Below are 13156 nucleotides of genomic sequence, written 5' to 3' on the forward strand. Positions count from 1 at the left end.
AACATTTTATTAAGAGAGAATCTTGATATTGCTTTTCCGCCCTGTTCGTATGACCTGATTTTGTTTTCTAAAGCCCAATTATAGACGAACCTGCATGCGCCGAAATGCTGGAAGAACGATTCTTCCTGTTCTTTTGTAGGGTACATTCTATACTTGCAGGCTTTTAACATACAATACCTATATATGAATTTAACGCATATATATTTTGTGTTAAGTTACAAAGGAACTTCGTTTTGGAGAATAGACGTAATTCATCCACCTGTTTCATTTCAAAGAAATGAAACAGGTGGTCTTCTTACTCCATTATTATAAAATAAACATTGAGCCTGCGCCTATGCGCACATAATCCATCGGGACTCTCTGAGCAATGTAATTCCCGAAAAGTATGGCTATGCCCTCCGTCAAAGCAAACGCCAGCATCACTCCAGCAAGCAGTGATGTATATCTGTGCGTTTTCATGGAAAGGACCAGCACTGCAAGCTGTGTCTTATCTCCGAGCTCCGCAAGCCCTATCAGCAGAAAAGGAAGCAGTATGTCCTGGATCATTCTATGCAGAGATACCGGTATTCGGATATATAAATTGCCAGGACTATCCAATGAATGATTGAGTATTCACAAGTAGTAAGGAAACCTGATTCCTTATAAATATAAAAAAGGGTTGTGGTGAAAGACAAAAAGGCTATATATAGATACTAACTAACCGATATCCTACTACTCTCAGGAAAGAAGGAAGTAAAAGTGTGAATGAAAAAGGCATAGCAGAAACTAAGGTCTTCAAGTATGCAGACAAGGAGAAGATCACCAGCGGAGTTCCCCAGTTAGACGAGATACTCCATTCCTTCCGCCTGGGAGATAATGTGGTATGGGAAGTAGAGGAGCTTGAAGACTACAGATATTTTGCCGGCAGGCTCATTTGTCAGGCTATCAGGTCCGGTTATAAGTGTGTTTACGTACGATTCGCACCTCATGATCCCATCCTTGAGGCAATGGAAGGACTTGAGGTAGTAAAAATAGACCCTGGTAACGGCTTTGACTATTTCAGCAGCCAGGTCCACAGGATGATAGAATACTACGGCGAGAAGGCATACTACGTATTCGATAATCTTTCCTCGCTTATGGTTGAATGGGCCACTGATGAACTGGTAGCTAATTTCTTTAAGGCTACATGTCCCTACCTGTTTGAACTTGAAACAATAGGATATTTCTGCCTCACCAGGGGAAAACATAGCCATTCGACAGTAGCCGGCATCAGGGAAACCACGCAGGTGCTTATTGACTATTACCATATCAATGACAGGGCATATATACATCCCCTGAAGGTCTACGACCGTTATTCACACAGCATGTTCCTGCCTCACCTGATAACAGATGAGGGATGGGAACCTATATTCGATAGTGGAAAGGCTGCTATCATATCCTCAGGAGACCGCAGGAAAGTGCTCCGTGCAGGCAGCCGCGGCACAGCTCCCTGGGATACAGTGTACACAAAACTAAGGCTCCATTATGAGATGGGAATGCTGGATGCCATCCCGGGACCAGAGATAACCGCGCTCAAGCAGGAGCTTTCGAGGATGCTCATCGGTGAACACCCCCGCTTCAGCCATCTTGCAGACACCTACCTGACATTAGAGGACCTGCTCAGTATAAGGGACAGGATGATAGGTTCCGGACGCATCGGAGGGAAAGCTGTTGGAATGCTGCTCTCACGCAGCATAGTCCTGAGCAGCGATAATAAAGACGCATTCTCAGAGGTAATTGAACCGCATGATTCATTTTACATTGGTTCGGACGTCTTTTTCACTTTCATGATCAACAACGACCTGTTCCGCCTCAAGGTCAGGCTATCTGACAGCTCCAGCATGACAAAGGAAGAATTCGAGGGGGTCGAGAAAAGATTCCTTGATGGCAAATTCCCGGAAGATATAACGGAACAGTTCAGGGACCTGATGGATTATTTCGGACAGGCACCCATCATTGTCAGATCAAGCAGTCTGCAGGAAGACAGTTATGGGAATGCTTTCGCGGGCAAATATAAAAGCGAGTTCTGTGCCAACCAGGGAGGGCCGGAAGAGCGTCTTGAAGCGTTCATGCATGCTGTCAAGCTTGTTTATGCCAGCGCCCTTAACCCGGATGCTCTTGCTTACAGAAGGACCAGGGGACTTCACTACCAAGACGAGCAGATGGCAATACTGGTGCAGCGTGTGTCCGGTGTGCCTTACAAACAGTACTTCTTCCCTGCACTTGCAGGTGTTGCATTCTCAAGGAATCTCTTCCGGTGGACAAAGCGCATAGACCCCGGAAAAGGATTGATAAGGCTTGTCTTCGGACTGGGAACAAGAGCTGTTGACCGTGTCGGACGGGACTATCCCCGGATGATCGCTGTCAGCCACCCGGCGCTCCGCCCGGAAGCTGGCACAAAGGTGATCAAATACTCTCAATGGGATGTGGATGTCCTGGACCTGGAAGAGAGAAAGCTCATAACCATACCTTTCAGCGACCTTGCAAAAGATTGCAATTATCCGGCTCTCAGAATGTTTGTTTCAGTCATGAATGACGGATATCTTACAGATCCTTACACCAACGCAATAGACTGCTCACAGGAAATGGTGCTCACATTCAACAACCTGATAAAGAACACCAAATTCGTTGATATCATGGGGCAGGTACTCAGAACAGTGGAAGAAGTCTACGAACAGCCGGTTGACATAGAATTCACAGCATCCGCCGACCAAAAGGGAAATGTGAGGATCAATATAGTCCAGTGCAGGCCCATGACAACACCCGGGGGCAGTGAGCAGATCACTGTGCCAGACAATATAAAGGAAGATAATGTACTGTTCAGGTCCAACATGCTCATAAACGAAGGAAAAGTGGAAAATATAGAGTACATTGTGTACATAGATCCACAGGCATATGAAGTGGCAGACATGGATACTAAAAGATCGATAGGGAGAGTTGTCGGCCGCATCAATGAAAAGATAGGTGGTATGGGAGCTTCATTCATACTTATGGGACCTGGCAGATGGGGGAGCAGCAATATCGAACTGGGCGTCAATGCGACGTATAGTGAAATAGACCGTACTTCCCTGCTCGTGGAAATCGCGCGTGAGAAAGCAGGCCACACCCCGGAGGTTTCCTATGGGACTCATTTCTTCCAGGATATCGTGGAGGAAGAGATCATCTATATGCCTGTATATCCCGACACGAAAAAATCAGGCTTTAACGAAGCTTTCTTCAAAAATTCAGAAAACATGCTTACAGACATGCTGCCGGACCAGGAGCGATTCAAGGAAGTGGTCAAAGTGATCAATGTCCATGAAGCATCAAGCGGAGCTCATGCGGTAGTGATAGCAAATCTCTGTGAACAGGATGCTATCTGTTACCTTGAGAAACAGGCAGGCACCAGGACATGGAAACTTGACAAGCTAAAAGGCCAGTGGCACTAAAAAAAGAAATCCACAAGGGATATTAATCTACGAATTTGATACCAACATCTTTCATGTGGTTGCGTATAGCCACATTGACAAGCAGCGGTGTGATTGATTCCACCATGGAAGAGGTTTCTATGGGGCCAATATCCAGAGGCCGCATTCCGGGAATGGCTTTGACAAGACCAAAGACGATGTTCTTCGAATGCATGCTATTCCCGCACACGCCGACATCGTAATTTAGTTCGATGTCAAGGTTGGCAAGCTTGGCCGCAGGAACATTATGGAATGCAGAGACCAGCTCAGTTCCTTCCGGAAGCAGAGGAGCTATTTCCTGTGCAGCGCTTCCTGCAGGAGGAGTGACATAACAGAAATAGTCTGCTTTGTAGTCTTCCCGGGAATTTGTCGATATCTCTAAGGGAACTCCATCCGGAACAATGATACAGCGATCTTTTTCCATTGGCACTACCACGGATATGACAATCTTACCGGCAAGTCCGGGTTTTATCTGCTCGATTGTAGAAGCTATCTGACCATATCTTATAGCAAGGAGCACTACATCGGCTTCTGAGGCTGCCTTTGCATTTACATCACCTGTTATGTCTGCCTTATAGCCATATTCTTTCAGTATAGCATTATATTCGGCAGCTTTGGTCCGGGCCTTTTCCTGTTCTCTTGAACCGACTATGACCTGATGTTCCTGCCCCCACCGAAGGGCAAAACCTTTACCAATGCTGCCTGTGCCGCCTATTATTGCAATCTTCATGATAATCCCATCTACAGCAATATAAACAATATAAACTACCCGACCTAGAATGGAAGGAGATATATGGCCTGTGACTTCAGGCCATATAAATGTTGCTTAATTAAATTATATTGCAGGGTTGGATCCAGGAAGGATCAGATCCATCCACGGTCTTTCATTGCAACTACAACACGCTCAATGGCAACTACATAAGCAGCTGTCCTCATATCGATGTTGAATTTCTGTGATGCCGCATAGACTGCCTTGTATGCCTCGGTCATCTTCCTGTCCAGACGGGTGTGGACCCTGATCTCACTCCAGTAGTACATGTAGAAGTTCTGGACCATCTCGAAGTATGATACGGTTACCCCACCTGCATTACAGAGGAAGTCAGGAATAACATGAATACCCCTCTGGAAGAGTATCTCATCTGCTGCGGGTGTTGTCGGGCCGTTTGCAAGTTCTGCAACGATCTTGGCATTGACCTTGTGAGCATTCTTCTCTGTTATCACGTTCTCAAGAGCTGCAGGTATAAGTATGTCCACAGCAAGCTCAAGGATAGCTTCATTGCTGACAGGTGTTGTGTTTGGCAGTCCTGCAACTGACCCGGTCTTTACCTTGTGCTGATTTGCAGCCTCAGGGTCAATACCGTCCATGTTCATGACACCGCCTCTGCTGTCGCTTACAGCTATGATCTTGCAGCCGAACAGTTCCTTTGCGAGTTTTGCTGCGAAGTACCCGGCATTACCGTATCCCTGAACAGCTATCCTGGCATCCTTAAGCTCGATACCGAGCACTTTGGCCGCCTCACGGATTGTGTAGAGACCTCCTCTTGCAGTTGCGTCTCCCCTTCCAAGTGAACCGCCCATTGTCAATGGCTTACCTGTGACAACCCCGGGCTGGTTGAATGAGGAAATCTTTGAGAATTCATCAACCATCCATGCCATGATCTTCGGGTTGGTATACACATCAGGTGCAGGGACGTCTTTTCTCGGACCAATTATCTGGGCAATGCTGGCTATATACTTGCGGCTGAGGCGCTCAAGTTCGCCATCGGACATTTCCTTGGGGTTACAGATAACTCCTCCTTTACCGCCACCCAGTGGAATGTCTACTACTGCGCATTTCCAGGTCATCCATGCAGCAAGTGCCCTTACTGTGTCGATGTTCTCTTCTGGATGGAATCTGATACCACCCTTTGTGGGACCTCTGGCATCGTTATACTGTATCCTGAAACCTTCAAACACTTTGATTGTGCCGTCATCCATGCGAACGGGAAGAGTGACACGCAGTTCGCGCATCGGGTGCCTGAGCATTTCATGTACGCTTTCATCCAGCCCAAGAATAGTAGCACATTTTGCTAACTGTTTTCTTGAATTTTCAAATGGGTTTTCTGTGGACATTGGTCTACCTCTTTACGTGCGATATATATGTTGAAATAAGGTGGATAGTAACCTACTTCTAAGTATAAGATGCTTTCTACCAACCTCCGCCAAAAAAGATAACAAAAAAACAGCAGTATGATAACGTTTTTAATTGCCATTATGAATTAAGGACCATATAAATAGCAGACCAAACAAATATATTTCTTCAGACGGTTGCAGAAAAAAAGGACAATATAGGACATCAGTCCTCTTCTTCAAGAAACTGAACAATATCAGTCACAGTAAGCTCCCCCCTTGCAACACGCAGCACTGACGGATATATATAGGCACAGTCATCGATCTTGTTCCACCGTTCTTCGCCCACAGTATTCACTATATCAGCCATGACCCTTCCGCACCTTGCACAATACCTGTTCTCACTTTCTACTCCGCACACAACACATTTCATAGAAAAACCTCTTTCTGCATAAAATACCATTTTAAAACTGTGTGATGATACTATATAATAATGACCGGCTTATAGTAGCAAGCCCACAAATGATTCCTGAAGTGGTTTTATCGTACACATTTAAACACTGCAGCGTCACATTAATATTAAAATAATCATTATTGAGCAACATAACCAAATTACATTAACGAGGTAAAGCGTGCCTGATGAACTATTCGATCTGAAAGTGGGATACACATCTTTTAGGAATCCTATTGCTCTTGCCCCAATGGGCGGCATGACTGACAGCAAATTCACAAACCAATACGCTGCAGATGCAGGGCTTGTAGTGCTCGGAGGTTACAACCTTGATGCCATGACACAAGCAGCAGCTTCACAAATGGTGGCAAGAGGAAGAGAAGAGTTCATTTCAGAGAATCCGATGAAGCTCATTGAAAAAGAGATAAGATCGATCATAAATGGCAGTACGGTTGCAGTCAATGTAAGGAGCACCACAATCGAACCTCTGGTGGAAGCTGCAGCCATTATCAGAGATAACGGTGCCATTATTGAACTGGATGCACATTGCAGGCAGAAGGAAATGACCGATATCGGTGCAGGGCAGGCACTGATCCACGAAATTCCAAGACTCACTGAATGGATCAGGAAGATCAAAGAAACGGGTGTTGTGCTCTCAGTAAAAATTAGAGGAAATGTGATTGATGATGCAGCACTTGTAAAAGCCATTGAGAATGCAGGAGCGGACATACTGCACCTCGATGCAATGAAAGAAGGCGCAGGAGCGGACCTTAAGCTCATAAAGGAGATACGTGACTCCACACGCATGTTCCTTATTTGTAACAACTCTGTTACCAGTACCGATAGCGCAAAAGAGATGTTTGCCAGGGGAGCAGACATGGTTTCGGTAGCACGCGGAGTCCTGGGTGATTCCGGTCTCATCAGCAGACTTGTTGCGGATATCTCAGCCACCCAGAAAGAGGCGGGATGGTATAATGCACCCAAGCATGTGTGCAGAGGAGAGGGCGACCTGCGCGGACTTGCATTCTGCTGCCTGCCGGTCAAATCATGTCCGGTACACAGCAACATAAAGAAACTTGGGCTTACCGCGCAGCAATTTGCCGATATGAAAATTGACTTCGCAAAGGGCACTATGCTTGAATATGGCGATAGCACATGTTTTGGGAGCCTTGTATGGTGCTGCAAGATATCCAAACCATGCTTCCTCAGGGATGGCGTGCTTGAAACCCTGGGTCTCTCAGATACAGAATACATGCGCCTTAAAAGAGAACTTGGGGATTATATCATTGGACAGGCTAACAAGTCCTCACATGGTCCTAAAAATGGATGAGATCCCAGCCTTCACTATCAAGAAGGGAGACTATGGCCCTTCATCATATGTTGCGCGCTGTGCCCAGCTTGCAATGTGTCTGGAAGTCTCAGCATCCCCAAAGCCTGGAAATATCGACAGACATGACGATTATGCTGATACGCGCTATGAGCACTTCCTTGCCTCTGCAGTAAGCATATATCCCGTTATAGAGGAAGCGTCAAAAAATATACAGGGTACTGGCAAATATATAAAAGCTGCCGTCTCAGAGAGCGTAAACTGGCACAAAGGAGGAAATACCCACTTTGGCGCCATCATCCTTCTAGTACCGCTTGCCATGGCCGCCGGAAAGATACTTTCGGAAAAGGAAACTTTCACTATCCCAGAACTGACCGCATGTGCACACAGCATAGTGAAGGAGACAAGCACGGAAGATGCTGTTGATTTGTACAGCTGTTTCGGGATTTCAGGAGTGCGTGTCAATCCGGTGGAAGAGTTCGACCTTCAGAAAGACAGTGCTGTAGCAGATCTCAAAGAAAAGCATGTCAGCCTGTATGATCTGATGGTGATTGCACAAGGCTATGATATGATAGCAAGCGAATGGACTTCAGGGTTTATCAGATGTACAGAGTGTGCAGAGATGATCACAAATGGAATGAAAGGCAAACTTCCAGGGCTTGCTGCTGATATTAATGATATCATTGTATACACATTCCTGAGCATCCTGTCCCGGAACGAGGATACATTCATTACCACTAAATCCGGCGCTGAAACCGCACTTTACGTATCAGGCCTTGCCAGAACGATAATTGAAAAAATCGAAAATTTGCATGAAGTACATAAGATATATAATAGTGAACATGAATTTGATATTATAAAGCCACTTATAATAGAAATGGACAGGGAACTCCTGCAAAGGAAGATCAATCCGGGATCTACTGCTGATATAATCATAGCAGGCTTATTCATCGCGTTGCTTGGAGGAGTTAGGTACTAATGCTGGGAAAAAATATCAATCTGGACGATTTTGGCATATATGACGGGATATGTGAGACCATAGTCACAACATGCAAGGGATGGACACCAAACGCAGCGCCCATGGGAATCATTCGCAGGAATGATAAACTCTATGTGCGACTTTTCAAAGGCTCCAAGACGTATGAGAATGTGCTGGCTGAAAAGTTCCTTGTCGCAAACATCACCCATGATCCGATGATTTTTGCACTTTCCACATTCACTAACCTGGATGATTCTGTTTTTGAACAGACAGCACATGAAAACCATACAATGTATCCTTTAAGGGATGCGCAGAGCTGGGTTGCCTTTGAGTGCATTAACGCAAAAATAACATCTGAAGCCATGGTAGCTGAGCTTGTGCCAATCCATGCCCGTCTGAACAAATGCAGAATAAAAGCGCCTAACAGGGGTTTCTACGGAGTTATAGAAGCCTGCATACATGCAACCAGATACCAGCTTACAGGTGATGAAAAATATCTCAAGCTTATCAAAGCATACGGAGAGATCGTGGAAAAATGCGGAGGAGAGGTTGAAAAAAATGCTTTGAAGAAAGTCTATGAGTTCCTGTGAGAAGGCTTATTAGTTTTTTGCTTAAACGGTTTCCTGTTTCAAAAGTTTCACAAAATGCTTTTTCGCCTTCTTCATGTGACCTGCAAACATCTGCTTAACAACGAATGATGGAGGAGTTTTACAACCTCCAGGGCATGTTTTTCCCTGCCGTATGGCGTCCAGGACAGCTTCCACGCTTCTTTGGGAAACATCTATCTCAGTATAGGACCTGCCTACCATCAATGCCTCATGTGCATCACTGCCACCTACCTGTGGAATATTCAGTTGTTCTGCAGCTTTCCGGGCTTTATAATTGGGACCGTCTGTCAGGCAACGAGAATTGAGAACTTCCACTGCATCGATGTCAAGCCCCTCCACATAACCTATACCATGCGATGTCATCTTAAATGGATGAGGTATGATCACAACAGCTCCCTGTGCCCGTGCTCTTTTAATAGTCTCTTCCGGACTTAAGCCGGGTTCGATCTTTTCTTTAATTCCCAGGACCAGTATGTGACCTTTTGAAGAACTTACCTCGATCCCTGGAATGACTATCTGCCCGGAGCCGATCTCAAGCGCCCTTTTAGCACATGCTATGCCACCTTCAATGGAATCGTGGTCACAGATAGCAAAACCATCAAGCCCATTCTTGGAGGCACATTCCAGAATATCATCAAGGCATGAGTTGCTGTCCTTTGAAAAAAGCGAATGTACATGAAGATCGAATCGCATGATAGCATGTAAGAGCCTGGGATTTATAAAGATTCTTATATTGCAGGCAGGCAATTATGCAAAAACAATCGGAAAGGTTAAGCGAACGGGAAGATAGAAGTTTTGGTTGGTTGGGTGGTTGGATAGGATTGGTGGTACATAGAGAAGTTACCCGTTCGCATGGGTACAAACAACATTATAGGATATATATCTTGCGTATAGAACATAGCATAAATTATGAAGACGATGAGTGTTCTTTTACAAATGAGCGTGCCTTATTTATCACAGCATCCCGGGCTTCAAGGTCGATATCTATCGAATCCCCGTAAGAGATATTATGAACCACACCTTCCTGAAATAGCCAGGAAACCATGGACATCCCTTCTTCTGATAGCGGGAGCGAGATATGTATCCTTTCCCATTTGGGCAGGTGATTACGCAACTCCGCTTTCAGGATCTCCAGGCAAAAACCTTTTTTAGCCGAGATAGCCACCGGATTGGGCGTAAGATACTCAAGTGCTAACATACGCTCACTCAACTCCTCCTTTGTAAGCATATCAGCTTTATTGAAAGCTGTGACAATCTCCACTTCCTGTAGTTGCTCCCACATCGTTTCATGTGACGCCAGGAGTTTCCTGCGGATAGTTTCAACGGGCTCGCTCGAGTCCACCACCAGCAGGACTACGTCAGCAAGGAAGATCTCGTTCAGCGTTGAACGGAACGCATCTACCATCCAGTGAGGCAGATCCTCTATGAAACCCACAGTATCGGTCAGTAACACGTTCCTGCCTTCCACATCAAGGGACCTTGTGGTGGGCACCAGGGTGGTGAACATCATATCCTTTACCTGGACATCTTCCTTAACGAGAGAATTGAAAAGCGTGCTTTTGCCTGCATTGGTATAACCTGCCAGGGCTACAAGTGAGAAGCCTTTTGAATGTCTCAGGCTGCGTAGGGAATCCCTGTCCCTTTCCATGCTCTCCAGTTCATTCTTGATGCGGTTGATCCTGTTCTTTACATCCTGGGCATATGAGTTCTCATAACCTCCAAGGCCCATGAAACCCGGCCTTTCTTCCTTCTTAAGGATAGAGATAATTGTCCTTGCCCTTGGAAGCTCGTACTCAAGCCTTGCAAGCTCCACCTGCAGCTTGGAGCGAGGAGTCGTAGCACGGGTAGCGAAAATCTCAAGGATGAGCTGGAACTTATCAATAACTTCCCGGCGACACGTCTCAGAGATATTGTATATCTGCATCGTGCTCAGAGGATTATGGAAAATTATCTTGTCCGCGTTCAGGCCTTGCACTGCCTGGGCCAGTTCCTCCACCTTTCCCCTGCCTACCTGGTATCTGCTGTCGGGATGTCTTGTCTGGATCATTTCGGCAACGACAGTGTAACCCGCCGAGTGGGCAAGCTCTTTTAACTCAAGCATCTGGAGCTCGTTCTTGTGCTCGTCACTGCGGGGATCATTTCTCTTTACCAGGATAGCGCGTTTCATAACAATGGAGTATTGTCATTAAAGATATAAGGGATTAGATGTCCAGCTCCCTGAGAAGAAGCTTCCTGGCACTTAGGGATATGTGGTGCGCAAGTTGCATGCAGAGTCTCTCGCTAAGAGATTCTTCGTACTTGAAATTGCCAGAGAACATACTGTCTATGAGCCACTGGGGTTTATTATACATGTCTCCCGGCTCTGTGACTATTGTACCTCCAAAACGGATCTCTGAGACCGTCTCTTCTATCATGCGCACCACAAAGGGTACATCCGGCGCTGACTCGCTCCTGAAGGAGCGGACATTCACCTGGTTGACTTTTTCTATATGGTCGGCAGTGACTGAAGCAGCAACTGCCGCACAGACCATCAAATAGTATCCATCGATCTTATGACGGCCAGAGATATCCACTGCGATTATGTCAAACATTTTTTGAAGGTAGAGTAAGTATTGTATATAAGCATAACATCAAACACACTTTCACACAGAATATATGCTGTACCCATGTTCACATTTTAATCCTGCCGATATCGACATAGGCAATTGTGCCTCTGTCTTCGACTGCATACAACATCCTTTTCCTGACGCTGTTTGCAAGCCGTACAGCCCTGGACATCACAGGCAGCATGAACACATGGTCCCAGGGAATGGCATGGACCAGATATTCGGAGTGAGGCATCTTCCCGGTGAGGCTGACCTGCGAATATACCCTGAAATGTGTACCGAACTTGAATCCGGTCTTTGGGACAAGCCCACTGTCTCTGATATCTGCATACGCCCTGTACTTGCGCAGGAAATCCGGCTCAATAGAAGAAGCCACGCCTGAAAAACCATCGATGTCAAGGATCTTCCCAGTCTCGCTGCTCCCTATGCTGATGCAGCTGCGCTCCATCAGGTAAGCGGACTCCACCAGGGACAACTGCAGACGCTCATCATCAAGCGGCTTGCCGTAAAAGCCGGCCTGGTGCAGATGCTCTGAAGAAGCTGCATCCCATACAATGACACGATCTTCTAGCAGAGTAGACCTGACTGGATTTTCCGGAACGGAAATGCCCTCCATCCCGCCCTTTATGTTCACTTTCCGCACTTCATAATATGTAAGGTCGCTCTCTTCATCGACTATTGCCAATACCATCTGCTTATGAACATTATCAGCAGCATTGAGGGATGTGAACAGGTCAGGAAGCGGCATGGGTATGCGCTCTGACCTTACATAGACAAAACTCTTTGCAGGAGTCTTACCGGGGTGCCCGCCTCTTGGGTAGACCCTGAAATCTGTAACGCTTGGCTGGACATAGAAACCTCTTTCCCGAAGGTCCTTGTAAACAATGTACTTCAATTCAAATTGCTGCTGCATCTTGGATGCTTCAGTGAAGAACTCCTCAAATCCCATGATCCTGCTCTGGGATTCTATATCCAGTTTCTTCTTGTAAAGGAGATACGCTGCCTCAACAAGTGTCAGTTCGAGATTATCACCTTTGGGACGTCCGTAATATCCTGTATTATAAAGCTCATTTATTGCCTGCTTGCCTGCAAGGATACGGTCCTTTACGAGTTTCCCTATCAAAAATGTCACCAGCTGAATTAGAAAATAGCTACAGGGTCCAGATATAGGACAAGCTATTTAACCGTGATGGGCTACCCCGCCAAGAGCGCTGTTATGACACCCGGTTAAGAGAGGCACAAAAGAGTTAACCATACAGAAAGCATCTGAAATATAGAAACTTTAGCGTAAAGTGAAGGAGATGAAAGAATGGAAAACCCACTTCAAGTGATAATAGATACTGACCCGGAGCTGGCCGGTCTGATTGGAAAGACACGTGAAACTGCGCTCTCTCAAGGTGCCATCCCCCTCAAGTATAAATTTCTAATTGCCATGGCCCTGGATGCTGCTGAGGGTGCAGCTGACGGAGTAAGAATGCTTGCCATGCAGGCGATGAGCGAGGGAGCTACAAAAGAGGAGATAATGGAAGCTGTCAGGATAGCCCAGTACATCACAGGAGTGGGTAGTGTCTACACCGCTGCAAATGGCCTGAAAGGCATATTGTAACTGACA

14 protein-coding genes are annotated in these 13156 nt (G+C 46.1%); 5 read left to right on the forward strand and 9 right to left on the reverse strand.

Features of this window, described 5'->3' with window-relative positions:
• Together Q8J68_RS11330 and Q8J68_RS11335 are read right to left on the reverse strand one after the other, a co-directional pair.
• The coding region (locus Q8J68_RS11330; RefSeq protein WP_305311660.1) for a helix-turn-helix domain-containing protein at positions 1 to 170 on the reverse strand (170 nt) is incomplete at its 3' end.
• 136 nt (positions 171 to 306) lie between these two features.
• On the reverse strand, positions 307 to 546 hold the full coding sequence (locus Q8J68_RS11335) for a TMEM165/GDT1 family protein (RefSeq protein ID WP_305311624.1): 240 nt from the start codon (positions 544 to 546) through the stop codon (positions 307 to 309).
• A gap of 194 nt (positions 547 to 740) precedes the next feature.
• Between Q8J68_RS11335 and Q8J68_RS11340 the strand changes: the two genes are divergently transcribed.
• Positions 741 to 3446, forward strand: coding sequence for a PEP/pyruvate-binding domain-containing protein (locus Q8J68_RS11340; protein WP_305311625.1), 2706 nt, complete (start codon positions 741 to 743; stop codon positions 3444 to 3446).
• A 22-nt stretch (positions 3447 to 3468) separates the two neighbouring features.
• Here the strand turns inward: Q8J68_RS11340 and npdG are convergent, their stop codons facing one another.
• The 3 genes from npdG to Q8J68_RS11355 all read right to left on the reverse strand — a co-directional run bounded on the left by npdG (position 3469) and on the right by Q8J68_RS11355 (position 6006).
• A complete protein-coding gene (gene npdG, locus Q8J68_RS11345; protein WP_305311626.1) occupies positions 3469 to 4194 on the reverse strand; it encodes an NADPH-dependent F420 reductase in 726 nt (241 codons plus the stop codon).
• 134 nt (positions 4195 to 4328) lie between these two features.
• Complete coding sequence (locus tag Q8J68_RS11350) at positions 4329 to 5576, reverse strand: Glu/Leu/Phe/Val dehydrogenase (protein ID WP_305311627.1); 1248 nt, start codon at positions 5574 to 5576, stop codon at positions 4329 to 4331.
• 223 nt (positions 5577 to 5799) lie between these two features.
• Entirely contained in the window at positions 5800 to 6006 is a 207-nt protein-coding gene (locus Q8J68_RS11355; protein ID WP_305311628.1) for a hypothetical protein, read from the reverse strand.
• 199 nt (positions 6007 to 6205) lie between these two features.
• Between Q8J68_RS11355 and Q8J68_RS11360 the strand changes: the two genes are divergently transcribed.
• The 3 genes from Q8J68_RS11360 to Q8J68_RS11370 are packed head-to-tail and all read left to right on the forward strand — an operon-like array spanning position 6206 to position 8920.
• Positions 6206 to 7354 (forward strand): methanogenesis marker 9 domain-containing protein, encoded by a 1149-nt coding sequence (locus Q8J68_RS11360; RefSeq protein ID WP_305311629.1) that lies wholly within the window; start codon positions 6206 to 6208, stop codon positions 7352 to 7354.
• Positions 7347 to 8330 (forward strand): triphosphoribosyl-dephospho-CoA synthase, encoded by a 984-nt coding sequence (locus Q8J68_RS11365; RefSeq protein WP_305311630.1) that lies wholly within the window; start codon positions 7347 to 7349, stop codon positions 8328 to 8330. Before Q8J68_RS11360 ends, Q8J68_RS11365 begins: the two co-directional genes overlap by 8 nt.
• Positions 8330 to 8920: a DUF447 domain-containing protein gene (locus tag Q8J68_RS11370; RefSeq protein WP_305311631.1), complete on the forward strand. Its 591-nt coding sequence runs from the start codon at positions 8330 to 8332 to the stop codon at positions 8918 to 8920. The genes Q8J68_RS11365 and Q8J68_RS11370 overlap by 1 nt, the downstream gene beginning before the upstream one ends.
• Before the next feature lie 21 nt (positions 8921 to 8941).
• Here the strand turns inward: Q8J68_RS11370 and Q8J68_RS11375 are convergent, their stop codons facing one another.
• The 4 genes from Q8J68_RS11375 to endA form a co-directional block, all read right to left on the reverse strand.
• Positions 8942 to 9631 carry a PHP domain-containing protein gene (locus tag Q8J68_RS11375; RefSeq protein WP_305311632.1) on the reverse strand — a complete coding sequence of 230 codons (690 nt, stop codon included), beginning with the start codon at positions 9629 to 9631 and terminating at the stop codon, positions 8942 to 8944.
• A 214-nt stretch (positions 9632 to 9845) separates the two neighbouring features.
• Complete coding sequence (gene hflX, locus Q8J68_RS11380; protein WP_305311633.1) at positions 9846 to 11105, reverse strand: GTPase HflX; 1260 nt, start codon at positions 11103 to 11105, stop codon at positions 9846 to 9848.
• Between the two features lie 34 nt (positions 11106 to 11139).
• Positions 11140 to 11529, reverse strand: coding sequence for a DUF2209 domain-containing protein (locus Q8J68_RS11385; protein ID WP_305311634.1), 390 nt, complete (start codon positions 11527 to 11529; stop codon positions 11140 to 11142).
• Between the two features lie 79 nt (positions 11530 to 11608).
• On the reverse strand, positions 11609 to 12667 hold the full coding sequence (gene endA, locus Q8J68_RS11390) for a tRNA-intron lyase (RefSeq protein WP_305311635.1): 1059 nt from the start codon (positions 12665 to 12667) through the stop codon (positions 11609 to 11611).
• Between the two features lie 186 nt (positions 12668 to 12853).
• Here endA and Q8J68_RS11395 point away from each other — a divergent pair, with 186 nt between their 5' ends.
• Positions 12854 to 13150, forward strand: a complete 297-nt coding sequence (locus Q8J68_RS11395) for a carboxymuconolactone decarboxylase family protein (protein ID WP_305311636.1) — start codon at positions 12854 to 12856, stop codon at positions 13148 to 13150.
• Positions 13151 to 13156 lie beyond the last annotated feature (6 nt).

The organism is Methanolobus sp. (assembly GCF_030682845.1).
In the GTDB taxonomy this organism is placed as follows: Archaea; Halobacteriota; Methanosarcinia; order Methanosarcinales; family Methanosarcinaceae; genus Methanolobus.